A 23,986-nucleotide genomic window follows, 5' to 3' on the forward strand; every position below is an offset into this window, starting at 1 on the left:
AACCATGAACGAAGCACTTGGAATTATTGAAACGAAAGGACTGACAGCTCTGATTGAAGCGTCTGATGCGATGGTCAAGGCTGCCCGGGTTCAGCTTGTTGGCTACAAACAAATTGGTAGCGGTCTTGTAACGGCAATGGTTCGAGGTGATGTCGCGGCCTGTAAGGCGGCTACAGATGCCGGTGCCGCTGCAGCGCAGAGACTGGGGGAACTGGTGGCTGTGCACGTGATTCCGCGTCCGCACGGAGATCTGGAATCGATATTCCCGATCACTCCTACCGGACAGCCTTTATCCGATTCCTGATGCAATCAGGCAACAATGAAAAAGGTCTATTCCGATGAACGCAGTCTGGAAGCAGGCTTCAGAACAAGCCAAAAGGCTAGAGGGTACCAGCATGATGGAAGCACTAGGCATTATTGAAACCAAAGGTCTGACGGCTTTGATAGAAGCCTCTGATGCCATGGTTAAAGCCGCCAGGGTTGAGTTGGTGGGCTATGAGCAAATCGGCCATGGCTACGTTACCGCTCTGGTCAGAGGTGATGTGGCGGCTTGTAAAGCTGCGACGGACGCAGGAGCGGCGGCAGCACAGCGGCTTGGAGAGCTGATAGCGGTCCATGTGATTCCGCGTCCACACGCGGATCTGGAGTCAATTTTTCCGATTGTGCCAAGAAAGGCAGCGGACTCGGGAAAGCCGGCTCCGGGAAAGAAAACATCGGGCTAGGATCAACTGATTTGGAAGACATCCCATGAGACTTGCAAAGGTAATCGGTCAGGTCGTTGCTACAGTGCGCAGCGAGCGTTTGGGGATGGATAAACTGGCCTTGGTCAAGTTTATCGATCAGGACGGGAAGGAAGAGAGCCCAGTCATGGTGGCAGCCGACCGACTGGGCGCAGGGGAAGGTGAATGGGTGCTGGTGGTGGGTGGCAGTTCCGCTCGCATGTCCATAGATAGCAGCGGCCATACACCTGTCGATCTCAGTATCGTGGGTATTATCGATGAAGTTACCGGTGGCTCGGAAACCTGGTTTCAGAAGTCCCAGCGACGTTACTAGGCCACTTTTATCAGGCTGTCATAAATCGTCAGGCAGCCTTGGAGAGAGGGAACATTCAGATGGATGCACAGCAGATTGAGTCCATCGTTCGCCGTGTTATCGAGCAGCTGAACTCGCCACAGCGTGACGGTGAAAGCTACGGCATATTCGGAACGCTTGATGATGCCGTAGCGGCAGCTCAGAGTGCCCATAAACAGTTGAAGTCGGTGGCACAGCGAGAGGCGATCATCGCGGCGATAAGGCGCATCGGGCGCGAGCATGTACAGGAGTTGTCACAGCTTGCAGTTCAGGAGACCGGGTATGGCCGGGTAGAGGATAAAATACGCAAACACAATCTGGTGCTCGATAAAACGCCCGGGGTAGAAGCCATTGTGCCGATGGCGCTTACGGGTGATCATGGATTGTCACTTGTCGAAAACGCACCTTGGGGTGTAATTGCATCGGTTACCCCTTCAACCAACCCCTCTGTGACTGTTTTGAATAATGCGATCAGCATGATCGCAGCCGGAAATTCCGTTGTGTTCTCCCCGCACCCCGCAGCAAAAGCGGTCTCCCAGCGTGCTATTCAGCTGATTAACCGTGCCTCCGTAAGTGCTGGAGGGCCGTCAAATATCGTGACTTGTGTGCAAGACCCCACGATTGAGGTAGCCACCCGGTTGTTCCGCTTCCCTGGTATTCGCCTGCTTACCATAACTGGCGGTGATGCAGTGGTGAATGCCGCGCGCAAAGTCACCGACAAGCGCCTGATAGCTGCCGGGCCGGGAAACCCTCCGGTCGTGGTGGATGAAACGGCGGATATAGAGCGGGCGGCGATCAGTATCGTGCAGGGCGCGTCGTTTGATAACAACATTATCTGCGTTGATGAGAAAGAAATTGTTGCCGTCGATTCGATCGCGACTGAGTTGAAAGAGGCCATGTGCAGGCACGGTGCCGTTGAGATCAATGCGGATCAGACAGATGCTGTGGCAAGGCTGGTTCTGGCAGGCTATCCCGGCCCCGGTCCGCGTCCGAAACCGGAATGGGTAGGGCGCGATGCAGAAAAAATCGCAGCAGCAGCGGGCTTTAGCGTCCCGGCGGGCACTCGCTTGCTCGTTGCAGAAACCGCGCGGGACCATGCTTTTGCTACAACCGAAATGATGCTTCCGGTTATTGCGCTGATACGCGCCCGGGATGCAGACGAGGCAATTGATTGGGCAGTGGAACTGGAAGCTGGAAACCTTCATACCGCCGCCATGCACTCACGGAATATCGACAACCTTTCCCGCATGGCACTGGAAATCAATTGCAGCTTGTTTGTGAAGAACGGCCCTTGTATTGCCGGGCTGGGTGCGGGGGGCGAAGGGTGGACGTCCATGACGATATCAACACCCACTGGCGAAGGCGTTACTAACGCCAGCACATTTGTGCGCAAGCGGCGCTGCACCATGGTGGATTCGTTCCGAATCGTGTGACAAGGAGAGCGAAATGAGCAGGACAATGGCCGACGTTAACAAATTGTTGAAGAAGACTGCCGGCCTGATCAACAAGGACTCAGTGAGGCCCTTTCAGGGGGAATTCAGAGTGGGTGTCGACTTGGGTACCGCTGATATCCAGACCATCGTACTGGATGGGGCCGGTAACCCGCTTGCAGGCTTCATGGATTGGGCCAATGTGGTCCGCGACGGCGTTGTCGTCGATTTCTTTGGCGCCAGCCAGATTGTCCGGGAGCAGGTACGGCGGGCGGGCGCGAAGTTGGGTATTCATATTGAACAGGTCACAACGTCTTTTCCTCCGGGTACCGATTCACGCATTTCAACCAACGTTATTGAAGCCGCCGGCCTTGAAGTGGCGGGCGTTATAGATGAGCCAAGCAGCGTAGCAAAGTTGTTGCAGCTTGATCACGCTGCCGTGGTTGATATTGGTGGAGGGACCACAGGGACCGCCATTATCGAACAGGGTGAGGTTGTTTGCTCGATGGATGATGCCACCGGCGGCCGGCATATCAGCCTGGCCCTGGCCGGGCACTTCGGTATGCCTTATGAAGAAGCCGAAGAGATGAAGCGCACCAGCAAAGATCTTGCACTGTGCAGGCTGGCGACCCCGGTCATTGCGAAAATGGCGGATATCGTTCACGGGCATATTGCGGATTACACGGTGCCGGCGATCTATCTCACCGGCGGCTCCTGCGCGTTGCCGGGGTTCCTGGAGGTGTTTGCGGCGGAGTTTCCAGGCGTTGATGTAGTGCTTCCTTCACACCCGCTTTATCTGACGCCATTGGCAATCGCCAGCTACTCGGACGTCCTCCAGGCCAGAGAAGCGAGGGTCGGATGATATGAATCTGGTAGAGCAGACACTGGGCAACGAGCTGATTGAGGACATCGTCACCCGCACGGTAGACGAGCTGACGCCTCGTGGTCTGTTCAACTTCAATGCCCCGCGCCAGACATTAATGGGCGAGGGCGCGATTCTCAAAATTGGCGAGATACTCAGTAAGCTGGACGTCTCTCATGTGCTGGTGGTCGCTGACCGTGTGGTTCATGAGAAAGGCCTGATGCGAAGCATGGAAAGAAGTCTCGAAAGAGCAGGCATCGCATGCACAATTTATCCCGCTATTACTCAGGAACCTGATGAAACAGTTGTCGCTTCTGCCACCGAGCTGCTGACCCGCAATGAAGCAGACTTTGTGCTGGGTTTTGGTGGCGGGTCTGCACTGGATGCCGCCAAGGCCATTGCCCTGGCGGGAAGCAGTCAGAGCAGCTTGCATCAGTTGGCCGAGCCGGGATTCAGTGGTCGCCGGGTCGTAGGGTTGGGTGCCGTGCCGACAACAGCTGGCACAGGGTCGGAAGTGACCGATATCAGCGTGATCATGCGGGCTGACAGGTTGCACAAATTCGTGATTAAAAAAGCTGATTTGATGCCGGATCTCGCGATTGTAGACCCGGGCCTGATGCTTGGTTTGCCGCCAAAGGTAACGGCTGCAACCGGTATTGATGCGCTGACACACGCCATTGAAGCCTACGCTGCGCGGAGTTCCCATCCATTGGCAAAGGCACTGGCTATCTGCGCAATACAGAGTATTGCGGAGGCATTGCCTGTTGTGGTGGGTAACGGGGGAAACAGGGCAGCTCGCCTGACCATGGCAACCGCATCCTATAAAGCGGGGCTTGCTTTCAGTAATTCCGGGCTAGGTCTGGTTCATGCCATCTCCCATCAGATTGGCCCTCGCTATCGCCTTGCCCATGGTATTGCCAACGGCATTCTTCTTCCTTACGTCATGAGATTCAATGCACTGGTTTGCCAGCGAGAGTATGCCGCCATTGCGCATATGCTGGGCGTTAGCCATTCCGGAATGACAGAGCGGGAGCAATGTATGGCGTCAATTGACGCCGTCAGGCAGCTGCTTGCCGATATTGGGCTACCCGAAAACCTTGCTGGCACCAGTATTAACCGTGATGACTTTAGCTCCATTGCGATTGAAGCACTTCAGGACGTGTGCATCGGAGATAACCCGAGAGATGTTACTGAAGCGGATATTGTGCAATTGCTTGAAGAGGTTAGTGGCAGTAAAGAAAAAGTGTGATTGAACCCTTTGCTAGAAGGTGGAGAGCCGGTTATGGAAATGTTAAACCAGATTATTCTTTATATCATGATGACCTTTATGGTCATCGGTGCGCTGGATCGTGTATTCATGCAATTCGGCGGTTCTGAACCGGTTCTTGGAAAGCTTGGCCTCGGCGGCATGGGTCGTTCCATTTCCGGTGCTGGCAGCCAGTTCGAGGAAGGCTTTCAGGCCATGGGGGCCTTGGCTCTGGCCATGGTCGGTATTATCGCCATGGCGCCGGTGCTGGCCAAAATACTGTCGCCGGTCGTTGTACCTATATACACATTTCTGGGTGCGGATCCCGCCATGTTTGCCACCACGTTGCTTGCCAATGACATGGGCGGATACTTCCTGGCGAAAGAAATGGCCACTGCCGTGGATGGCACAATTAATTACGGTGCCTGGATGTACGCGGGCCTGATTCTTGGCGCCATGATGGGGCCTACCATCGTATTCACTATTCCGGTTGCCGTTGGCATTATCCATGAAAGCGATCGCCCCTATCTGGCCTCTGGTGTACTTGCCGGCATTGTAACTATTCCTATCGGCTGTATTGCCGGTGGACTGGCCGCTATGGCCTCAACGGTCCTCATCCCCGGGACTGATCAGGCAATACAGTTCAACATGCCACTGATTTTCATGAATCTTATACCGGTGATTATCGTGTCTGCCCTTATTGCAGCCGGATTGTGGTTCATGCCAGAAAAGATGATTAACGGCTTTTCGATTTTTGCAAAATTCCTGGTTGCCTTTATCACAATCGGCCTTGCAGCTGCGGTATTGAAGCAGACTCTCGGCATTACCCTTATTCCCGGAATGGACCCGATATTCATGGTGCCAGGTGACGAGCCAGGTATTGATATGCGGGCCATCGAAGTTATCGGCTCCATCGCCATTATCTTGTTGGGCGCCTACCCCATGGTTTTGCTGCTGACTCGCTGGTTCGAAAAGCCATTGCTTAAGATGGGGGGTGTGCTCAACGTAAACCCGACAGCCGCTACTGGCCTGATTGCCACCCTGGCCAACAACATCCCGATGTTCCAGGTCATGAAGGATATGGACAGCCGCGGCAAGATTCTATGCTCGGCCTTTGCCGTCAGTGCTGCCTTTACCTTCGGCGACCACCTTGGTTTCACTGCAGCTAACAAGCCCGACATGATCATGGCTGTCATCATCGGCAAGCTGGTTGGTGGTATCACTGCAGTTCTGTTCGCCATGTTGCTTGCGAACAGGATGATCGCGTCTATCGAGAAGAATGGTAAGCCGGGTCCGGATCTGTCTACCTCAGAGGAAGCGGAAGAAAAAGCGTGAACAGAAAAACCGTACACAGTGTCGGTATCGATATCGGCACCACCACAACCCAGGTGATCTTTTCACGGCTCACCATGGTCAACCGGGCACCTGTTACCCAGGTGCCCCGGTATGAGTTTGTGGAACGGGAGATCTTTTTTCAGAGCCCTGTCAGCGCCACGCCTTTGCAGGAGGATGGCACAGTGAATGTGCCCATGCTGCAGCGGTTTATCGATGAACAGTTCGCGGCTGCGGGGCTCACCCTCAGTGATATCGAAACCGGTGCCATTATCATCACCGGTGAAACCTCAAAAGTGAAAAACGCCAAAGATACGGTTATGGGTCTTGCTGAGCGGTTGGGCGATTTTGTGGTGGCCACGGCAGGCCCCAATCTGGAGTCCGTGATCGCAGGAAGGGGCAGTGGCGCCGGAGACTACTCCAAGCGTAACCACTCCAGGGTTCTGAACATTGATATTGGTGGTGGTACCAGTAATTACGTGGTCTTCGATAGCGGTCGGGTAGAGGACACCGCCTGTCTTAATATCGGGGGGAACCTTATTAAAACCGACCCATCGGGATCTGTCACCAAAATCCGGGAACCCGCTAGGCTGGTTATCGAGTCGCTGTTTGGAGAGGCGTTAACTGAGAACCGATTAAACGCGGATAAGCTTAAAAAGATCGTGGATTGCATGGCGCAGCTGGTTGTTGATGTGATCGTCGGCAACCGCTCCGAACTGGCTCAAAAGCTGATGATGACGCCGTATCTGAAAGAGCCTGGCCAATTCGACGCTGTCTTCATAAGCGGCGGCGTCGGCACCAGTTACTACCGCCTGAAAACAGACGATCTTGACCCGTTCAAGTGGAAAGATGTCGGCGTACTGCTTGGCGGTGCTTTATTAAGGCACCCGACGCTGGCGGCGATGAACGTAAAATTGCCGGCCCAGACCCAGCAGGCAACCGTTATCGGCGCTGGCGCCTACTCCATGTCCCTCTCTGGAAGTTCGATATGGATGAATGTGGATTCACTGCCTATTCGCAATATACCGGTGGTGGAGCCTCAGATCGACTGGGAAGAGGGCGATCAGCCACCGGTTTGCCAACAGATTGTCGAAGCCGCGGAGCGAATGGATCTGCGCCTGCGAGAGGATAACTATGCCATTGCGCTGGGCAGGGAAATGCCCATGAGTTATCAGGCTGTGAGCCACACCGCAAAAGAGATTGCAGACTATTATCAACAGCATGGTAACCGCCAGTCACCTGCAATCATCGTTACTGAAAATGATCTGGGTAAGGTGCTGGGGATGGAACTGCAGCCCCGCATTGACCCACAGAAACTGCTGGTGATTGACGAAGTGCGCGCCGTTACCGGTGATTACATCGATATTGGCGAAAGTTTTTTTGGCGGGGAAGTTGTGCCATTAACCATCAAATCTCTGGCATTTCCTGCCTAGAGGGGGAGGTTTTTCATGAACTTGAAGACAACGTTGTTCGGAAAGGTTTATCAGTTTCGTGACGTAAAGGACGTACTCGCAAAGGCGAACGAACTTCGCTCGGGGGACGTGCTGGCAGGGGTTGCGGCAGAGACAGCACAAGAGCGAGTAGCTGCCAAACAGGTATTGGGCGAAATGCGCCTCGAAACCCTGCGGGAAAATCCTATAGTCCCGTACGAAGAGGATGCGATAACCCGGGTTATTCAGGACGCGGTAAACAAAGCGGTTTATGAAGATATCCGGCATTGGACCGTTAGTGAGTTGAGGGAATACATCCTGTCGGATGTACCCACCCGTGAAGACTATGAGCGGATGCGCAGAGGCCTTACGTCTGAAATGGTTGCCGCCGTATGCAAGATATGTTCGAACGGCGACCTCATGGTGGGTGCCAAGAAGTTATACGTGATTTCCAAGGCCAACTGCACCGTGGGTATTCCTGGCCGGTTTTCTTCCCGTTTGCAGCCCAATGATACCCGGGATGATATCGATAGCATCATGGTTCAGGTCTACGAAGGGCTAAGCTATGGCTGTGGTGACGCGGTTATTGGTATCAATCCGGTTACTGAATCAGTTGAAAACACCATTCGCATACTGAGTGCGGTCAAGGAAGTCACTGATAAGTGGAATATTCCGACCCAGGGTTGTGTGCTTGCTCACATATCCAACCAGATGGCGGCGCTTGAGAAAGGTGCACCCGGTGGCTTGCTGTTCCAGAGCCTGTCGGGCACAGAAAAGGGTCTCAATGAGTTTGGCGTCACCGTAGAGCTGCTGGATGAAGCCTATGAGATGGGTAAGCATTACTGCAAGCTAGCGGGTTCGAACATGATGTACTTTGAAACCGGCCAGGGCACGGCGCTTTCTGCCAATGCCCACCACGGTGCGGATCAGGTGACCATCGAAGCCCGGAACTACGGCTTGGCAAAACGCTATAAACCGCATCTGCTGAACACGGTTGTCGGATTCATTGGCCCGGAATATCTGTTCAACCATCAGCAGATCACGCGTGCTGCATTGGAAGACCATTTTATGGGCAAGCTGACCGGCATCTCCATGGGGTGTGATGCCTGCTATACGAACCACGCCGATACCGATCAGAACTCAAATGAAAACCTGACCACACTGCTCGCAGCGGCTGGCTGTAACTATGTGATGTCCCTGCCACTGGGGGACGACATTATGCTGAATTACCAGACCACTGGTTTTCATGACGTTGTCACTGCCCGGCAGCTCCTGAGCTACCGTCCCGCTCCCGAGTTTGAGGCCTGGATGGAAACCATGGGTTTGATGGAAAACGGCAAGCTCACCGCCCGTGCGGGCGACCCATCCATCTTCTTTGATTGAGGTGACAACCATGGACGAGCAAACAATTCAGAGTATCGTCAATTCGGTGTTGCGTGAGCTGGGAGAAAAGGACCTTCCCGCCGGCCAGGTGACTCGTGTTCAGCCCGAAGGTAAAAGTACACAGCAAAATAATCCTCCGGCCTACAAGCCATCGGAGACGGCGGGCAGGCAAGGCAGTGGGCAAAGGCAGGCAGAGTCGGTCGATAAAGGTGACGGCCTTGAAGATCTGAGTCTGGATAAGTTTATTCACTGGAACGGCATTGAAAATGCGCATAACGATTCAGTAAACAGCGATATGGTCAAACAAACTGCGGCCCGCGTCTGCCAGGGCCGCGCGGGACCAAGGCCTCGCACCCGCTCACTTCTGCGTTTTCTTGCAGACCATTCCCGCTCCAAGGACACCGTAGTCAAGGAAGTGTCTCCGGAATGGTTGGAAAAGAAGAACCTCTGGGAAGTGCAGACGTGTGTTAATGATAAAAGCGAGTACCTACGGCGCCCGGACCTTGGTCGTAAGCTCTCCGATGAGGCAAAGAAAACCATCAGTGAGCGCTGTAAGAAATCGCCTCAGGTGCAAGTGGTTATTTCTGACGGCCTGAGTACAGACGCGGTTACCAATAATCTGGACGAAATAATACCACCTCTTATGAAGGGCCTGGAAAGCGCTGGCTTTACTGTTGGCACCCCTTTCTTCCTGCGTTACGGGCGCGTGAAGGCCCAGGACGAAATCGGCAACTTGTTGCAGGCCGACGCCAATCTTCTGCTCATTGGCGAAAGGCCCGGGTTGGGGCAGTCTGAAAGCCTGAGTTGTTATTGTGTCTACAAACCCACGGAGAAGACGGTGGAATCCGACCGTATGGTTATCTCCAATATCCATAAAGGCGGTACACCACCCATAGAGGCAGCGGCTGTTATCGTCGATCTGACGCGCAAAATGCTTGAGCAAAAAGCGAGTGGGCTAAACCTTAAACGCTGAAGCCAAGGGCTCAGACTCATGGTTCGGAGTCCTCGAAAAGAGGCTCCCGGCAAGATATTGAAGGAGCACCATCATGGCAATTCGGGACGAAATCAGAGCATCGGTACTTGCAACCCGTGTTATCGCGTCGGTCGATGACGGGATGATGAAACAATTTAACCTGAAGAAGGAGCAGCGTTGCATCGGCATGATTACCGCCGACAGTGATGACGTTACCTACGTAGCCCTGGATGAGGCAACAAAAGCCGCACAGGTTGATGTGGTATACGCCCGATCATTCTATGCCGGTGCTGCGCATTCATCCGGCCTGTTATCCGGTGAGGTGATCGGTATTATCGCCGGGCCGGGGCCGGCTGATGTGATTGCCGGGCTTCAGAGAGCGCAGGAAGTGATCGAAAATGAGGCCTGCTTTTACTCGGCTAATGAAGAGGGCAGCATTGCTTATTTTGCCCATCTGGTATCCGCCACGGGGAGCTATTTGTCGAAAGAAGGCGGGTTAAAACGAGGCGACTCAATGGCGTATCTGATTGCACCGCCACTGGAAGCCATGTTCGGTATGGACGCAGCACTTAAAGCGGCCAGCGTGAAGGTTTCCAACTTCTTTGCTCCACCTTCTGAAACGAACTACGGTGGTGGGTATCTCACTGGCACTCAGGCAGCGTGTAAAGCTGCGTGCGAAGCCTTTGAGGAGGCAGTTCTGGCCGTTGCCAGAAATCCTATTGATATATGAGCGGCGCAGGTGACATGAACTCCCTTGTTGAAAAAGTCAGAAGCGCGGGTGTTGTGGGTGCCGGAGGGGCGGGTTTTCCGTCGTATGTGAAGATCCAGGCATCGGCGGACGTTTTGATTGCTAACGGCGCCGAATGTGAGCCCTTGCTGTACAAGGATCAGACGATTATTCAGAGGTTCTCAGCCGAGCTGCTTCAAGGCATGGCGCTTCTGATGGAACAAACCGGCGCGAGCCGGGGTGTAATCGCCATCAAGGAAAAACACCAGGACTCGATATCGCACATCGAACCACTCTTGCCCGGGAACATTGAACTCAAGCGTATGCCCAACGTCTATCCGGCGGGCGATGAATACGAATTGGTCTATGAGATAACCGGGAATCGCATTCCCGCAGGTGGGTTGCCCAAGGATATCGGCGTACTGGTTCAGAATGTCGAGACGCTGGTAAACATCGCCCGCGCGGCAGAGGGCCGACCAGTGACCCGAACCATGATTACCGTGCACGGAGAAGTCGAGCATCCGTTCACTGCCTGGTTGCCCATAGGTATGCGCTTTGTGGATGTTATCAGCCTGGCCGGCGCCATCACCTGTGATGACCCGGTAGTAATCGATGGTGGTGCCATGATGGGGCATGTAGTCGACAACCTGGATACGCCGATTTCCGCTGTGAGCAGCGGATTGTTGGTACTGCCCCGGGATACCAATCTTGTGAAGCGGCGCTCGGAAACCGAGCAGCAATACAAACGTATCGGAAAATCCGGCTGCGACCAGTGCACCTTATGCACCGAAATGTGTCCAAGATACCTGCTCGGTTATCCGATACAGCCGCATCTGGTTATGCGATCACTGCTGACTACCGGTGAGGTCAGCGAAACCCTGTCGGTTCATGCTCAGGCTTGCTGTGAATGCAATATCTGTACTCTGTGGGCGTGTCCGGAGCAGCTGAACCCCCGTGATATCTGTGTTTCAACCAAGCGTGATCTCAAAGCCAATGATCTGTGGCTGACACCGGAACAATTGCAGGGCCAGACTCGTGAGGTGCACAGCATGCGCGAATATCGGGGTGTGCCATCACAACGGTTGGCCCGAAAACTAGGGCTGGCAAAATACGACAGTAAAACGGCGCGCTGGAAAGATATTGATACGGTGCCTTCCCGGGTCATTATTCCATTACATCAGCGCATGGGGCAGCACCCCGAGCCATTAGTAAAGACAGGAGATATGGTGGCTGAGGGCGCTGTGATTGCAGCTACGCCAGGTGAGGGCATGGGTGTTCCTGTTCACGCCAGCATCAGCGGTAAGGTGACATTGATAGACGGCTTTGTTGAAATTAACGCGGTTAACTGACCCGGGTTCTGACAGGAATTGATCATGAGCAACAAAAGCGCGATCGGAATGATTGAAATGAATTCAATCGCAAAGGGCTACGCAGTAGGCGATGCCATGTTGAAGGCGGCGAACGTCGAAATCGTGTTCAACCGGACCATCTGTCCGGGAAAATTCATGGTCATGGTGGCCGGTGATGTGGCCGCCGTCGAGTCCGCCATGTTTGCAGGGCTGGATATGGGTAGCGAAACCATTGTGGACGAACTGATCATCCCCAATGTTCATCCGTCTGTTTTTTCAGCCATCAGCGGTACACGGGTAATCGAGGAAACGGCAGCGCTGGGTATTATTGAGACCTTCTCGGTTGCTACCATAATAGAAGCGGCAGACGCTGCGGTAAAAGCCGCCAACGTCGAGTTGATCGATATCCACTTGGCCATGGCGATCGGGGGTAAAGGCTTCCTGACCCTGACCGGTGATGTAGCGGCTGTGACCGCAGCGGTAGAAGCCGGAACCGACTTCATCAAGAGCAAAGGGTTGCTGGTGGATAAAGTTGTTATTCCTCAGCCCCGCAAAGAAATCTTGCAGGACAAGTTATAGCCCATGCAGTGCTACTGCTGTCTGAAATGATATACTCAGGCATAGAAAGTAACTGAGGGAAGTTGCTCATGACTAAAGCGGAAGACCGAATTCTCGTTCAGGAACACCTCGCCCACGCAGCGGAGCCGAAGCAGCTCAGCGCTGAAGAAAAGGCGCGGCTTGAAACCCGTATCAAGGCTGTCCTCAAGGAAAAGGACGCTGTGCTTGTGGCCCACTATTACACGGACCCTGACATTCAACGTCTCGCTGAGGAAAGCGGCGGCTGTGTCGCAGATTCACTGGAAATGGCCCGCTTCGGAAATCAGCATCCTGCGTCAACCGTGGTTGTCGCTGGTGTTCGCTTCATGGGTGAAACGGCCAAGATCCTGAACCCTGAAAAGCGGGTGCTGATGCCTACGCTGGAAGCAACCTGTTCTCTGGATGTCGGGTGCCCGGCTGACGAATTTTCAGATTTCTGCGATCAGCACAGCGATCGCACCGTGGTGGTTTATGCCAACACCTCTGCCGCAGTAAAAGCCCGTGCAGACTGGGTCGTAACGTCCAGCTGTGCTCAGGCGATTGTGGAAGATCTCGACTCTCGAGGGGAGAAGGTACTCTGGGCTCCCGATAAGCACCTTGGCCACTATGTGCAGAAAACCACTGGCGCTGACATGTTGCTGTGGGACGGCTCCTGCATTGTGCATGAGGAGTTCAAGCACCGTGGCCTGGAAGACCTGAAGGCCCTGTACCCCGATGCTGCGATTCTGGTTCACCCGGAGTCCCCGGATGCGGTTGTTGAATTGGCGGATGTTGTTGGCTCAACCTCGCAGCTGATTCACGCAGTACAGACCCTGCCGAACCGGGAGTTCATTGTCGCGACGGACAACGGTATCTTCTACAAAATGCAGCAACTGGCACCCAATAAGACGCTAATTGAAGCACCTACGGCAGGTAATGGCGCGACATGCCGCAGTTGTGCCCAGTGTCCGTGGATGGCTATGAACGGCCTTGAAAACCTGTTGCATGTAATCGAGCATGGCGACCAGGAAGTGCTGGTTGATGAGGAAACCCGGGAGGGTGCGCTCAGGCCCCTGCGGCGCATGCTGGATTTCACTGCCGGGATGAACCTGAAGGCTGCCGGCAACGCCTGATTCTAGCTGTTTCTGCGAGTCTGGAGGCGGCTGGTGATTTCTCCCAGCCGCTCACTCACAACCTGCCTCTGGGCTGAGCCTGCAGGCAATTTCTCCTGAGCCTGTCTGAGTTGCCTCTGAGCCGACTCCAAATCTCCCATAAGGGCATCGTATTCCGCTCGGGCCCGGTGTACGCCAACAATGTTTCTGGCCATGCCTTCGGCTTCAGCAAGCCTCAACCACAGATATTCTTGCTGGGGCATTCTGCGCGTCAGCTGTTTCAGGTGTTCAGCGGCCTGAGTCCCGTTCCCCGTCGCAATTTCCACATCGGCAAGAGTGGAGGTGATCGGGTAATTGCCGGGGTTCCTGCTCAGGGCGTCTTTGAGCAGGGCTCGCGCCTCGTCGAGTCTTTTCTCCTGAATCCGTATTTCAGCAAGCGTTACCTGCAAGGTTATCCGGCCCGGATTGCTGGCCAGTAGCTCGGTAATAATATTGGCTGCATTCTCGAACTGATTGTTGCTCAGGTAGGCGACTGCCAGCCCGTAGCGGATCGCCTCGTTGTCCTGTGCATCCGGCTTGTTCAGGTAGCTTTCGAAGGTTTCCATGGCCACTTCGGGTGAGGGCGCATAATGCACTTGCAGACGGCTGCGTACCAGATGGTACTCCTGGCCATCCCGAATGGACCTTTCCGGGTATTGCTCTGCACGGTTGCGGGTATCCGCCACCCGGTTCTGTGTAAGCGGGTGCGTTGAGAGATACTCCGGCATGTTGTTCCCCTGCAGCCGGTTCTGCCGCATCATGATCTCGAACATTTCCGGCATGCCGCGGGGGTCCATTCCTGCGGTTGCCAAAATATCCAGCCCCACCCGGTCAGCTTCCTGTTCGTGTGACCGGCTGTATGCCAGCATATTTTGTATCGCCAAAGCTTGAGTCCCCGCAATGGCTGCAATGCCTATATCCGATTGGGTCACCGCCGAGAGCACAATACCCGCGATCATTCCGGCAATAGTGAGTGGTGCACTGGTTTCCTGTTGCTCCAGGCGGCGGGCAAAGTGTCGCTGGCTGAGGTGAGCAAGCTCGTGGGCAAGAACGGACGCGAACTGCTGTTCTGTGGATGCGTTGAGAAACAGGCCTCCGTTTACGCCCACAATACCGCCGGGCACTGCGAAAGCGTTTATAGCGGGGCTGTCGATCAATGCAAGCGTCAGATCACGGTTATCCAGCGGCGCTGAGGGCACGAGCCGGTAGATAATGGAGCTGAGGTAATCGTAGATCAAGGGGTCGGTTATGCGCGGTGCCGACCGCCGGATCGACACCATAACCTGTTGCCCGATATCGCTTTCCTGTTGTCCGGAAATAAGGCCGCCACCAGTTCCCCCGATATTGGGCAGCCGGGTTTCCTGCGCGGTAGCCGCGGAAACGGCTAACAGCCCATAAGAGAAAACCGCAGCGACAAAAAGCTTTCGATAACAGCGACACTTTATAAAGACGTTATTCATGTAATGCTGTGAGCTCCTGATTCGACCTGCACCTGTGACAGCAGAATGCTTTTGAGATTCCGGTAGTAAGTCCGGATCCACTGATTAACAGGTATTGTGATGCAATACAGTATCACTGGAGGCATAATGCCGGCTTGCGAATTCCATATCTCGTGATGGTGCACCCCTTTATGGTCGATCGTACACTGGATGCGTCCGGGCTGCGCTGCCCGATGCCCCTGTTGAAAACAAAGCTGGAACTCAACGGCATGTTGCCCGGTGAAAAACTTGAAGTCATTGCTACCGATGCGGGCTCTGCTCGCGATATTCCGGCCTTTCTGGAGTTGTCCCGTCACCGCTTGGTGAACTCCTCCGAAACTGAAGGCCATTACCGGTTTGTGATAGAGTGCGGCGGTTAATTTTCCGGAGTCCTTGATGTTCAGAATTTTACGCGGTCTTGCGCACAAATACTTTTCAGATGAAGAAGCTGTCATTCTTTTCCTTATTCTGGTGACAGGCACAGTTTTCATTATCTGGTTCGGTGCCATGCTGGCACCGGCGATAGCCTCCCTCATCATCGCGTTTATTTTGCAGGGGCTTGTTGTGCGTCTCAACAGTCTCGGCGTTCCAGAGGGCGTTGCAATACTGGGCGTATTCCTGGTGTTTCTCGGCGTGTTAGTGGGCTTTATTTTTGGTCTGTTGCCGCTTATATGGACCCAGCTCAGCAATCTCGCGGGCGAGGCGCCCCGAATTATAGGGGAGCTGCAGTCTTATCTTGAGCTGTTGCCTGAAGAGTATCCGCATATCATCTCTACCCAGGCAGTGAGCAATCTTTATCAGCAGGTGAATACCGAAGTAGGGCACATGACCCAGTGGCTGGTGTCTTTCTCTTTGTCCAGTATCCCTGACCTGGTCGCACTACTTATTTATATGGTGCTGGTGCCCATTCTGGTGTTCTTCTTCCTGAAAGACAGTGAAGTTTTGCTTGGTTCCATCTCCCGCCTGCTTCCACCGCAGCGGCCGATGATGCTGAAAATCTGGCACGAAGTGAATCTTCAGTGTGCCAATTATGTGCGGGGCAAAGCACTTGAAATCCTGATCGTTGGCGGCGCAACCTACATTGCGTTCAAGTTCCTGGGAATGCCCTATGCGGCACTGCTTTCACTTCTGGTGGGCCTGAGCGTTGTTATTCCCTACATAGGTGCTGCAGTTGTAACCATTCCGGTTGCAGTGATTGCGCTGTTCGCGTTTGGCTGGGGCACCCACTTTATCTGGGTAATGGTGATTTATGGAATTATTCAGGCGCTGGACGGGAACGTACTCGTGCCGGTGCTGTTTTCAGAGGTAAATAACCTGCACCCGGTTGTCATTATTATTTCAGTGCTGTTTTTTGGTGGCATTTGGGGCTTGTGGGGCGTTTTCTTCGCCATTCCGCTGGCAACCATGTTGAAAGCCGTGTTTTCCGCCTGGCCGGTCAAGCAGCCTTCCTCCTCAACCGTGCCAGACCAGATGTAATCATCACGTTTTTCAGAGTGCTTTTGCAGCCGCAAGCACCTCATCAACGTGTCCCGGCACTTTTACGCCACGCCACTCGTTGCGTAGCACGCCTTCCCGGTCTATCAGGAAGGTGCTGCGATCAATGCCCATGTATTCTTTGCCGTATAGCTTTTTGAGCTTGATCACGTCAAACAGCTGGCACAGCGCTTCGTCTTTATCGGAAATCAGGTGAAACGGGAACTCGAACTTTTTGCGGAAGTTATCGTGGGCCTTGAGACCGTCCCGCGAAACCCCGAAAATCTCTGTATCCAGCTCAGTAAATGCTTTCATTTGGTCCCGAAAGTCCTGGCCTTCGGTTGTACAGCCTGGCGTATTGTCTTTCGGGTAGAAATAAATGACTACATTTTTGCCGCGCAGATCCGCCAGACGAACCGTCTGGTCCCCCGTGGCGGCCGCTTCAAAGTCGGGTACCGGCTTGTTCAGTTTAACAGATGACATGACATCTCCTTTAATTCCCTTGTGTCAGTTCGTGCCCAACATTACCATAACCGTTTTATTCGGACGGAGTTTTTATGATTACGGGTAGCCTTGTCGCACTGGTCACGCCCATGCATCCAAATGGTGACATTCACTGGGAGGATCTGGATAAGCTGGTGGACTTTCATCTGGAGAACGGTACAGACGGTATCGTGGCTGTGGGGACCACTGGCGAATCCGCAACGCTCGATCAGAAAGAGCACTGCCGGGTAATTGGCCACGTGATCAAACGTGTAAATGGGCGAATCCCTGTTATAGCCGGTACAGGCGGCAACAGCACACGGGAAGCCATTCACCTGACATCCGAAGCACACAAGCTCGGTGCGGACGCCTGCCTGCTCGTTGTGCCTTATTACAACAAGCCTACGCAGGAGGGCTTGTACCAGCATTTCAAAACCATTTCCGAAGCTGTGCCGGGCATGAGCCAAATGCTCTACAACGTCCCCGGTCGCACTGCCTGCGACATGCTGAATGAAACGGTTTTGCGGCTGGCGGACATCCCGAACATTGTTGCCCTCAAGGATGCCACCGGCAATATTCCCCGTGGCGCAGAATTGATCGACGCCCTTGATGGGCGTTTGGCGGTGTACTCAGGTGATGATGCGACGGCCGCCGAATTGATTCTGGCGGGCGCGAAAGGTAACGTTTCTGTCACCGCAAACGTAGCACCCAAAGGTATGTCTGATCTGTGTGCAGCAGCCATCGCCGGCAACCGCGACGAGACTGAGCGTCTGAACGAGCTTCTGATGCCGCTGAACCGAAAGCTGTTCCTTGAGGCGAATCCCATACCGGTGAAGTGGGCTCTGCAGCGTATGGGTATGATTGGCGAGGGTATCCGGCTGCCGCTGACCCCGTTCAGCGAGAAGTTCCACGCCGAGCTTGAAGAAGCGATGAAAGCCTCGGGTGTGCTCTGAGTTTGCAGATGCCTCCCCTGAAACAGTCCCACATAGAGAGAAGGCCGATGCCGGTTCTTTCAGGAACCCGTAAGTTTGATGCATTCCGACCCATTGCGATTGCCTCCGGGCTGTTGCTGGCCGTCGCGGCGTCCGGTTGCAGCTTCGTTGAAGATCGCTCCGCACGTTATGTAGATGCCAAGGAAGGTGATGCGCTGTCTCTGCCGGAAACGGCAGATTCCTCGCGCTTTAACCAGGTCATGCCCGTTCGTGAAATAAACCCGGCAGATGCCAGCAAAATGTACTCGTCTGATATTCCCCGTCCTCCGGATATGACCTCGGAGATTCTCGAAGAAAACTATGTGGTTGAAGAGCTTGATGGCCGCATCTGGCTGTTGGTAAATGACGTCCCGGGCCGTATCTGGCCGGCGGTAACAGCGTACATGAACGAGCAGGGTTTGGGCGTCGCCCACGACAACCCGCAACTGGGTCTGCTACAAAGTGAGCTGGCAAACTTCAGCATGCGGGCCCGTGAGCTTTTGGAGCTATCCAATGCCCCCTCCGACGTAACTACCGCGGAGCCCAAGGTTGTGTTGCAGATGCGTGTAGCCCCGGGTGTACGTCGGAAAACCACCGAAATTCAGGTGCGCAGACTTTCCTCAGACAATCTCACAGAAGAGGGTGCTTCTTGGCCTTCGGAGCTTATTTCCTGGCGTGGCATCACAGATCCGTCAGCAGAAGAGCTTGCGCTGCAAAAGCGCGTGCTTGCCGACCTTGGCGAATTTCTGAAAGCCCGGGAAGAAAGCAAGTCTTTCTCCAGGGCAGCGTCGGGGATGGTTTCCAAGCCGCTGGTTAAACTTGTGTCCGAGGATGACACGGCACAAGCCATCCGCATGGAACTGGATTATGGCCGTTCCTGGGCTGAGGTTAATCGGGCGCTTACCGAGTCGGATATTGCCATCGTTGATCTCAACCGCAGTGAAGGCTGGCTCTTCGTTGATTTCCGCACCGCCGATGAGCGCGACCCTGGCTGGTTTAGCTGGTTCAGCGATAAAGAAGCAGCTCGCCACACTCACACGGTTAATCTTACCAGGCATGATGGCTTCGTAAGTGTCACTGCTGAGGCGGTTCAGGATTACAATGGCACACAGCGTGCTGGAGACCTGCTGGCACAGCTGTTCGATTACCTATACTGATTTAACGGGGTACCCGCGGCGCGGGCCTCCGTTTCGGAGACTTATTAATGGAAAAACGCGAAGAACTCTACGCAGGCAAGGCCAAATCCGTGTTCCGTACCGACGATCCGGATCGCTTTGTTCTGGTCTTCCGGGACGATACCTCAGCGTTTGATGGTGAAAAGAAAGAGCAACTCAGCCGCAAGGGCATGGTTAACAATCGCTTTAACGCATTCATCATGGAGAAGCTTGAAGCCGCCGGTGTGCCAACACATTTTGAAGGCTTGCTTTCCGGCACTGAAACCTTGGTGAAAAAGCTGGATATGATTCCCGTAGAGTGCGTGGTGCGAAATGTCTCTGCGGGCAGTCTTTGCCGCCGCCTTGGTGTGGAAGAGGGGCAGGAGCTGACTCCGCCAACCTATGAGCTGTTTCTGAAAAACGATGCTCTGCACGACCCAATGGTGAATGAGTCTCTGGCCATCACGTTCAACTGGGCAAGCGAGACCGAGCTTGCGCAGATGAAAGAGCTCACTTACACAGTCAATGGTGTACTGAAAAACCTGTTTGATGAAGCTGGGATGCTGTTGGTGGATTACAAACTGGAGTTCGGTCGCAGCGGCACGGATATTGTACTGGGCGATGAATTCAGCCCGGACGGCTGCCGTATATGGGATAAAGAGACCCGTAAGAAGATGGACAAGGATCGCTTCCGCCAAGGACTGGGCGACGTCATCGAAACCTACGAGGAAGTTGGCCGCCGCCTTGGTATCAACTTCGACTGATTCCAGACGATAAATCCAAACAGACAATAACGATACAGGTGCACTATGCGTAAACTGACACTTGCGGTAGGCAGTTCTCTTGTTCTGGCAGTACCTCTGGCTCAAGCCGACGTGGTGGGCCTGGGCGCCAGCGTGAGCTACTGGGATTCTGATTTAACCGGAACTGCATCGTCTGGCAGCAGCCAGGTTGATGTAGACAATGAACTGCAAATGAAAGAAGACGGCAACGCAAATGCCAGCATCTACCTTGAGCACCCGGTACCTGTGTTGCCTAATGTACGTCTGGCTTATACGCTGGTTCAGCAGAGTGGTAAAGGGACGCTTACCAATTCCTATATTAACATTGGTGCGGGTGCACCAGTGCGGTCAGATCTGGATCTGGAGCAACTGGATCTCACTTTATACTACGAGGTTCTCGACAACTGGGTAAATCTTGATCTGGGCTTGACCGTGCGGGACTTCTCGGGTGAGCTGGTGGTACAGAACATTGCGAACACCACCCAGGTAAGCCGCACCGAGGCCGATGGTGTGTTGCCCATGGGCTATCTCGCAGCCCGCTTTGATCTGCCGCTGACCGGTGCAGCCGTTGGTGCTGAAGGCAACTTCATCAGCTTTGATGGCGACTCCATGCGCGACTTCAACGTATACGGCCAGTACAGCATTTCATTGCTGCAACTGCGCGCAGGTTACCGCCAGATCGCGATAGATTATGAAGACGGCGACGACGTTTTCGATGTGAAAATCGACGGGCCTTTCATCAGTGCGGGCGTCACGTTCTAAAGCTGGTAAATGCGGTTTAAAAAGGAGCGAAAGACTTGAAGATTCTGGTAACGGGCACCGCTGGGTTCATCGGCGCGCAACTTGCGCATCGGTTACTGGAGCGGGGAAACGAAGTCATCGGCGTTGACAACGTCAACGATTATTACGATGTCAGTCTCAAGGAAGCCCGTTTAGCACGTCTCACCGGATACCCCGGTTTCACCGAAGTGCGCCAGGACATCGCAGACCGATCTGTGATGGCAGATATCTTTGCTATGCACCGCCCTGAACGAGTTGTGCACCTTGCCGCCCAGGCAGGTGTGCGATACTCGCTTGAAAACCCTAACGCGTATGTGGACGCCAACCTTGTTGGCTTCATGAACATTCTGGAGGGCTGCCGCCACAACGATGTGAAGCATCTGGTTTTTGCATCAAGCAGTTCCGTGTATGGCGCGAACGAGGCCATGCCATTTTCTGTCCATGATAACGTTGACCATCCCCTGAGCTTGTATGCGGCCTCAAAAAAAGCCAACGAGCTGATGGCCCACTCATACGCCCATCTATATGATTTGCCCATCACCGGCCTGCGGTTCTTTACGGTATATGGCCCCTGGGGCCGCCCGGATATGGCACCGTTTATCTTTACTAAAAAGATTCTCGCGGGTGAGCCAATCGATGTGTTCAACCATGGCCATCACAAGCGTGATTTCACCTACATCGACGATATTGTGGAAGGCGTTGTTCGCACGCTTGACCAAATTGCCCAGCCCAACAACGACTGGAGCGGACAAGCCCCTGATCCTGGTACGAGCAAGGCCCCATACCGCATCTACAACATTGGCAGTAACAACCCGGTTGAGCTGTCTCGCTTCATCGAAATAATTGAAGAGCGAACGGGTAAAATAGCTCAGAAGAACCTGCTACCGATGCAGCCAGGTGACGTAATAGCCACCTACGCCGATGTCGATGACCTGATCAGCGACGTAGGCTACAAGCCGGCAACCGGCGTGGAAGAGGGCATAGGTAACTTTGTCGACTGGTATCGGGAGTTTTACCGGGTTTAGCCTGAAGGCCAGCTGCGCACTGGCAGCCAGCCTTCGGTGTTAGTCGATCAATTTACGGGTGGAATCATGATTACACTCACCGGATCCAGCGCTCCGGTTTGCATGTCATTTACAACCGCGCTGAGTGGGTAGGCCTCCACCTTAAAACTCCCTTCCATGTCAGGAAGCTGCTTCCCAAGTGCGTCTAGCGCCGCTTCTATTCTGTGAAACTCCAGAAATAGCGGGACCGCCAATGTACCGTCGGATTGCTTCACGGTCATTACCTCGCCGGAATTCTTGTGCTTGGCAATGAAAATCGGTACCTCAGAAAAACTTTTACCGTTTGATACGCGCTGTGCTGCCGCCCGTTGCGTCGGGTTGGCGACGAGACCATAGCTGACGCCCTTATTGCCTTTATTCAATTCTCCGCTGTACAAAATCCCCAGCTCCGCACGCTCAACCTTCAAAGCCTTCGCACCCTCGCGCTCAAGTTCGGCTCTGGCGATGTTGGCTTCCTCTGAGTACAGAAAAACCGGTACAAAGTCTGTCTGTTGTTTTGCGCCAACAGCCGGTGCGGTACCCGATGCCGTAGTAACGAAATAAACAGGCACGGCGTTGAGCGCATTGATAACAGCCGCTTTGTCTGAGGGTTGCGCATTCGCTGTGAACGCCATCAAAAAGCACAAGCCGGCGAACAGGCTCTGGCGCACCGTCGCCGTATTAAAACCCTTCAATCCGTTTGGTGTCATCCCACTATCCTCGACAGGGTAAATGTAAAAAAGATACACAAGGTTTATAGCAATGAATACCCAGTGCTGAAAGAAGACAAAGTGAAAGTATCCATTTGTGCCGAAGTTTTTTACGACTCGTTGCGGGTGTGAGCAGTATTTCTTAATGTGACGTATTGTAACAATATGTTATTAAAGCGAAATGAACAGTTTGGCTTATGAATTGCTCAGCTATGTCAGCGCTGATCATGGGTCGCTGCTTAAAAAATCAGGGTTTTATCAAGGGGAATGAGATGAAAACCACAAAACTATTGAAGAGCATGTTGTTGTCTGCGGTCTTCGTGACCACTCAAGCCATCGCTGCCCCGATGGCGGTGGACCTGGAGCTGGTACTCGCTGTGGATGTGTCTGGCAGTGTCGATGGTAATGAATACAGTGGCCAGAGAAATGGTTACATTTCAGCATTCAACGATGCCGCAGTGCAAAGCGCTATGTTTAGTACCGACAATGGTCGGCTGGGCAAGATAGCGGTTACCTACGTTGAATGGGACAACGGCCAGACTACACAGGTTGGATGGACACTGATTAGCGACGCAGCAGAGGCAGCGGCTTTCGCTACGGCAATTGGCAGCACCACGCGTTCCGGAAGTGCTTCAACCGGGATAGGTAATGCAGTTGCATACTCGAGCGGGCTTTTCAGCTTTAATGACCCTGGCAACGCAGCGTTCGAGGGTGCCCGTCAGGTGATCGATGTTTCCGGTGATGGGACAAATAATACTGGGATTGCACCGGCGACTGCCAGAGATGCGGCGCTTCTTGCAGGCGTGGATGCGATCAATGGGATTGCCATTGGTAACGAATTCCTCCGCACCTATTATGAAAATAACGTGATCGGTGGAGCGGATTCCTTTGCGCTGTTGGCAACAGACTTTGAAGACTCTTTCACCGCCGGTATCAGGCAAAAACTGTTTCAGGAAATCACGGGCACACCGGTTCCCGAGCCCGCTACCCTCGGCTTACTGGGCCTGGGCATGATGGGTCTGTTTCTGCGCCGCCGGAAAATGGCTGCCTGACAGCCAGATATCTGCTTTTAAAAACCGCTGCGGGCTTCTAGCCCCAGCGGTTTTGTTAATTTTATGGATACTCTTTTGTATCGACAACTCGAATATCAAATAGTCTGTCCAAACCGTTTTTCCAGCCAGGCATTAATATCAGCAGATTCATACATCCATTGCTCGCTGCCGTCCTCATTTGTTATCCGTAAACAGGGAACCTTCACATTGCCTCCACCCTGTTCCAGCTCGGTGCGATGGGAGGGGTTATGTTGGGCATCCCGCTTTTCAATATTCAGGTTAAGCCGTGCAATCTGCTTGCGCACTTTGACGCAGAATGGGCAGGTCTTGAACTGATACAGCGCCAGCTTTTCACATGCAGAATCGACTTGTTTTTGCTCTTCTGCACTGCGCTCCAACGGCTTTCCTCCGCCAAGCTTTTCGCCCAACAGAACAAAAGGGGTCAGGATAAGACGTAAGGTTCGGAAAAAATAACGGATAACCATTCGCATTGAATAAACCTTTAATTTGGTACATGAACTCCGAGGCGC

At 53.8% G+C, this 23,986-nt stretch carries 26 protein-coding genes; 22 read left to right on the forward strand and 4 right to left on the reverse strand.

From position 1 onward, the window contains the following. Positions 1-4 precede the first annotated feature (4 nt). The 14 genes from eutM (FFI90_RS03780) (at position 5) to nadA (ending at position 13,512) form a co-directional block, all read left to right on the forward strand. Positions 5-304 (forward strand): ethanolamine utilization microcompartment protein EutM, encoded by a 300-nt coding sequence (eutM, locus tag FFI90_RS03780; RefSeq protein WP_144776578.1) that lies wholly within the window; start codon positions 5-7, stop codon positions 302-304. 91 nt (positions 305-395) lie between these two features. Then, positions 396-722, forward strand: a complete 327-nt coding sequence (gene eutM, locus FFI90_RS03785) for an ethanolamine utilization microcompartment protein EutM (RefSeq protein ID WP_144777210.1) — start codon at positions 396-398, stop codon at positions 720-722. 25 nt (positions 723-747) lie between these two features. Then, positions 748-1,053: a EutN/CcmL family microcompartment protein gene (locus tag FFI90_RS03790; RefSeq protein ID WP_144776579.1), complete on the forward strand. Its 306-nt coding sequence runs from the start codon at positions 748-750 to the stop codon at positions 1,051-1,053. 59 nt (positions 1,054-1,112) lie between these two features. Next, entirely contained in the window at positions 1,113-2,504 is a 1,392-nt protein-coding gene (locus tag FFI90_RS03795; RefSeq protein ID WP_144776580.1) for an aldehyde dehydrogenase family protein, read from the forward strand. A gap of 13 nt (positions 2,505-2,517) precedes the next feature. Beyond that, positions 2,518-3,363 (forward strand): ethanolamine utilization protein EutJ, encoded by an 846-nt coding sequence (eutJ, locus tag FFI90_RS03800; RefSeq protein WP_144776581.1) that lies wholly within the window; start codon positions 2,518-2,520, stop codon positions 3,361-3,363. Between the two features lies 1 nt (position 3,364). Next, positions 3,365-4,612 carry an iron-containing alcohol dehydrogenase gene (locus FFI90_RS03805; RefSeq protein ID WP_144776582.1) on the forward strand — a complete coding sequence of 416 codons (1,248 nt, stop codon included), beginning with the start codon at positions 3,365-3,367 and terminating at the stop codon, positions 4,610-4,612. 33 nt (positions 4,613-4,645) lie between these two features. Then, the gene (eutH, locus tag FFI90_RS03810) at positions 4,646-5,944 is read left to right on the forward strand and encodes an ethanolamine utilization protein EutH (RefSeq protein WP_144776583.1); all 1,299 of its coding nucleotides are present in this window, start codon (positions 4,646-4,648) and stop codon (positions 5,942-5,944) included. Beyond that, entirely contained in the window at positions 5,941-7,374 is a 1,434-nt protein-coding gene (locus tag FFI90_RS03815) for an ethanolamine ammonia-lyase reactivating factor EutA (RefSeq protein WP_144776584.1), read from the forward strand. Before eutH ends, FFI90_RS03815 begins: the two co-directional genes overlap by 4 nt. 15 nt (positions 7,375-7,389) lie before the next feature. Then, complete coding sequence (locus FFI90_RS03820) at positions 7,390-8,754, forward strand: ethanolamine ammonia-lyase subunit EutB (RefSeq protein WP_144776585.1); 1,365 nt, start codon at positions 7,390-7,392, stop codon at positions 8,752-8,754. A gap of 10 nt (positions 8,755-8,764) precedes the next feature. Further along, positions 8,765-9,727: an ethanolamine ammonia-lyase subunit EutC gene (gene eutC / locus FFI90_RS03825; protein WP_144776586.1), complete on the forward strand. Its 963-nt coding sequence runs from the start codon at positions 8,765-8,767 to the stop codon at positions 9,725-9,727. Between the two features lie 73 nt (positions 9,728-9,800). Beyond that, positions 9,801-10,457: an ethanolamine utilization microcompartment protein EutL gene (gene eutL, locus FFI90_RS03830; protein WP_144776587.1), complete on the forward strand. Its 657-nt coding sequence runs from the start codon at positions 9,801-9,803 to the stop codon at positions 10,455-10,457. A 14-nt stretch (positions 10,458-10,471) separates the two neighbouring features. Next, on the forward strand, positions 10,472-11,803 hold the full coding sequence (locus FFI90_RS03835) for a 4Fe-4S dicluster domain-containing protein (RefSeq protein ID WP_246123318.1): 1,332 nt from the start codon (positions 10,472-10,474) through the stop codon (positions 11,801-11,803). A gap of 24 nt (positions 11,804-11,827) precedes the next feature. Next, positions 11,828-12,382, forward strand: coding sequence for a BMC domain-containing protein (locus tag FFI90_RS03840; protein ID WP_144776589.1), 555 nt, complete (start codon positions 11,828-11,830; stop codon positions 12,380-12,382). A 68-nt stretch (positions 12,383-12,450) separates the two neighbouring features. After that, complete coding sequence (gene nadA / locus FFI90_RS03845; protein ID WP_144776590.1) at positions 12,451-13,512, forward strand: quinolinate synthase NadA; 1,062 nt, start codon at positions 12,451-12,453, stop codon at positions 13,510-13,512. A 2-nt stretch (positions 13,513-13,514) separates the two neighbouring features. Here nadA and FFI90_RS03850 read toward each other — a convergent pair whose 3' ends face one another. Next, the gene (locus FFI90_RS03850) at positions 13,515-14,990 is read right to left on the reverse strand and encodes a M48 family metalloprotease (protein ID WP_144776591.1); all 1,476 of its coding nucleotides are present in this window, start codon (positions 14,988-14,990) and stop codon (positions 13,515-13,517) included. A 170-nt stretch (positions 14,991-15,160) separates the two neighbouring features. Between FFI90_RS03850 and FFI90_RS03855 the strand changes: the two genes are divergently transcribed. Both FFI90_RS03855 and FFI90_RS03860 read left to right on the forward strand, forming a co-directional pair. Beyond that, positions 15,161-15,388: a sulfurtransferase TusA family protein gene (locus tag FFI90_RS03855; protein ID WP_144776592.1), complete on the forward strand. Its 228-nt coding sequence runs from the start codon at positions 15,161-15,163 to the stop codon at positions 15,386-15,388. 16 nt (positions 15,389-15,404) lie between these two features. Further along, positions 15,405-16,484, forward strand: a complete 1,080-nt coding sequence (locus tag FFI90_RS03860; protein WP_144776593.1) for an AI-2E family transporter — start codon at positions 15,405-15,407, stop codon at positions 16,482-16,484. A 12-nt stretch (positions 16,485-16,496) separates the two neighbouring features. Here the strand turns inward: FFI90_RS03860 and FFI90_RS03865 are convergent, their stop codons facing one another. Further along, positions 16,497-16,964 carry a peroxiredoxin gene (locus FFI90_RS03865; protein WP_144776594.1) on the reverse strand — a complete coding sequence of 156 codons (468 nt, stop codon included), beginning with the start codon at positions 16,962-16,964 and terminating at the stop codon, positions 16,497-16,499. 74 nt (positions 16,965-17,038) lie between these two features. Between FFI90_RS03865 and dapA the strand changes: the two genes are divergently transcribed. From dapA to FFI90_RS03890, 5 genes are read left to right on the forward strand one after another with little or no spacing between them, the layout of a single operon-like run. Next, a complete protein-coding gene (dapA, locus tag FFI90_RS03870; RefSeq protein ID WP_144776595.1) occupies positions 17,039-17,917 on the forward strand; it encodes a 4-hydroxy-tetrahydrodipicolinate synthase in 879 nt (292 codons plus the stop codon). A 47-nt stretch (positions 17,918-17,964) separates the two neighbouring features. Further along, the gene (gene bamC / locus FFI90_RS03875) at positions 17,965-19,092 is read left to right on the forward strand and encodes an outer membrane protein assembly factor BamC (RefSeq protein ID WP_144776596.1); all 1,128 of its coding nucleotides are present in this window, start codon (positions 17,965-17,967) and stop codon (positions 19,090-19,092) included. Between the two features lie 47 nt (positions 19,093-19,139). Beyond that, positions 19,140-19,853, forward strand: coding sequence for a phosphoribosylaminoimidazolesuccinocarboxamide synthase (gene purC / locus FFI90_RS03880; RefSeq protein ID WP_144776597.1), 714 nt, complete (start codon positions 19,140-19,142; stop codon positions 19,851-19,853). A gap of 45 nt (positions 19,854-19,898) precedes the next feature. Further along, a complete protein-coding gene (locus FFI90_RS03885; protein ID WP_144776598.1) occupies positions 19,899-20,633 on the forward strand; it encodes a TIGR04219 family outer membrane beta-barrel protein in 735 nt (244 codons plus the stop codon). 35 nt (positions 20,634-20,668) lie between these two features. Then, complete coding sequence (locus tag FFI90_RS03890; protein ID WP_144776599.1) at positions 20,669-21,676, forward strand: NAD-dependent epimerase; 1,008 nt, start codon at positions 20,669-20,671, stop codon at positions 21,674-21,676. Positions 21,677-21,723: 47 nt separating this feature from the next. Here FFI90_RS03890 and FFI90_RS03895 read toward each other — a convergent pair whose 3' ends face one another. Continuing rightward, on the reverse strand, positions 21,724-22,404 hold the full coding sequence (locus tag FFI90_RS03895) for a Tic22 family protein (RefSeq protein WP_144776600.1): 681 nt from the start codon (positions 22,402-22,404) through the stop codon (positions 21,724-21,726). A 272-nt stretch (positions 22,405-22,676) separates the two neighbouring features. Here FFI90_RS03895 and FFI90_RS03900 point away from each other — a divergent pair, with 272 nt between their 5' ends. Next, a complete protein-coding gene (locus tag FFI90_RS03900) occupies positions 22,677-23,456 on the forward strand; it encodes a DUF1194 domain-containing protein (RefSeq protein WP_144776601.1) in 780 nt (259 codons plus the stop codon). A gap of 95 nt (positions 23,457-23,551) precedes the next feature. On the opposite strand, the gene FFI90_RS03905 is transcribed toward FFI90_RS03900, so the two are convergent. Continuing rightward, positions 23,552-23,947, reverse strand: coding sequence for a glutaredoxin family protein (locus tag FFI90_RS03905; protein WP_144776602.1), 396 nt, complete (start codon positions 23,945-23,947; stop codon positions 23,552-23,554). Positions 23,948-23,986: the final 39 nt, after the last annotated feature.

This window comes from Marinobacter maritimus, from assembly GCF_007671675.1.
GTDB lineage: Bacteria > Pseudomonadota > Gammaproteobacteria > Pseudomonadales > Oleiphilaceae > Marinobacter > Marinobacter maritimus.

Excerpts from the sequence above, each read along its gene's own strand:
- FFI90_RS03835 (WP_246123318.1), top strand. The coding sequence starts at position 10,472 with ATGAACTCCCTTGTTGAAAAAGTCAGAAGCGCGGGTGTTGTGGGTGCC.
- FFI90_RS03885 (WP_144776598.1), top strand. The coding sequence starts at position 19,899 with ATGCGTAAACTGACACTTGCGGTAGGCAGTTCTCTTGTTCTGGCAGTA.
- purC (WP_144776597.1), top strand. The coding sequence starts at position 19,140 with ATGGAAAAACGCGAAGAACTCTACGCAGGCAAGGCCAAATCCGTGTTC.
- eutH (WP_144776583.1), top strand. The coding sequence starts at position 4,646 with ATGGAAATGTTAAACCAGATTATTCTTTATATCATGATGACCTTTATG.
- FFI90_RS03850 (WP_144776591.1), bottom strand. The coding sequence starts at position 14,990 with ATGAATAACGTCTTTATAAAGTGTCGCTGTTATCGAAAGCTTTTTGTC.
- FFI90_RS03795 (WP_144776580.1), top strand. The coding sequence starts at position 1,113 with ATGGATGCACAGCAGATTGAGTCCATCGTTCGCCGTGTTATCGAGCAG.
- FFI90_RS03860 (WP_144776593.1), top strand. The coding sequence starts at position 15,405 with ATGTTCAGAATTTTACGCGGTCTTGCGCACAAATACTTTTCAGATGAA.
- eutM (WP_144776578.1), top strand. The coding sequence starts at position 5 with ATGAACGAAGCACTTGGAATTATTGAAACGAAAGGACTGACAGCTCTG.
- eutM (WP_144777210.1), top strand. The coding sequence starts at position 396 with ATGATGGAAGCACTAGGCATTATTGAAACCAAAGGTCTGACGGCTTTG.
- FFI90_RS03840 (WP_144776589.1), top strand. The coding sequence starts at position 11,828 with ATGAGCAACAAAAGCGCGATCGGAATGATTGAAATGAATTCAATCGCA.
- FFI90_RS03820 (WP_144776585.1), top strand. The coding sequence starts at position 7,390 with ATGAACTTGAAGACAACGTTGTTCGGAAAGGTTTATCAGTTTCGTGAC.
- FFI90_RS03900 (WP_144776601.1), top strand. The coding sequence starts at position 22,677 with ATGAAAACCACAAAACTATTGAAGAGCATGTTGTTGTCTGCGGTCTTC.
- eutC (WP_144776586.1), top strand. The coding sequence starts at position 8,765 with ATGGACGAGCAAACAATTCAGAGTATCGTCAATTCGGTGTTGCGTGAG.
- FFI90_RS03865 (WP_144776594.1), bottom strand. The coding sequence starts at position 16,964 with ATGTCATCTGTTAAACTGAACAAGCCGGTACCCGACTTTGAAGCGGCC.
- eutJ (WP_144776581.1), top strand. The coding sequence starts at position 2,518 with ATGAGCAGGACAATGGCCGACGTTAACAAATTGTTGAAGAAGACTGCC.
- FFI90_RS03905 (WP_144776602.1), bottom strand. The coding sequence starts at position 23,947 with ATGCGAATGGTTATCCGTTATTTTTTCCGAACCTTACGTCTTATCCTG.
- dapA (WP_144776595.1), top strand. The coding sequence starts at position 17,039 with ATGATTACGGGTAGCCTTGTCGCACTGGTCACGCCCATGCATCCAAAT.
- FFI90_RS03895 (WP_144776600.1), bottom strand. The coding sequence starts at position 22,404 with ATGACACCAAACGGATTGAAGGGTTTTAATACGGCGACGGTGCGCCAG.
- eutL (WP_144776587.1), top strand. The coding sequence starts at position 9,801 with ATGGCAATTCGGGACGAAATCAGAGCATCGGTACTTGCAACCCGTGTT.
- FFI90_RS03805 (WP_144776582.1), top strand. The coding sequence starts at position 3,365 with ATGAATCTGGTAGAGCAGACACTGGGCAACGAGCTGATTGAGGACATC.
- nadA (WP_144776590.1), top strand. The coding sequence starts at position 12,451 with ATGACTAAAGCGGAAGACCGAATTCTCGTTCAGGAACACCTCGCCCAC.
- FFI90_RS03855 (WP_144776592.1), top strand. The coding sequence starts at position 15,161 with ATGGTCGATCGTACACTGGATGCGTCCGGGCTGCGCTGCCCGATGCCC.
- FFI90_RS03790 (WP_144776579.1), top strand. The coding sequence starts at position 748 with ATGAGACTTGCAAAGGTAATCGGTCAGGTCGTTGCTACAGTGCGCAGC.
- bamC (WP_144776596.1), top strand. The coding sequence starts at position 17,965 with ATGCCGGTTCTTTCAGGAACCCGTAAGTTTGATGCATTCCGACCCATT.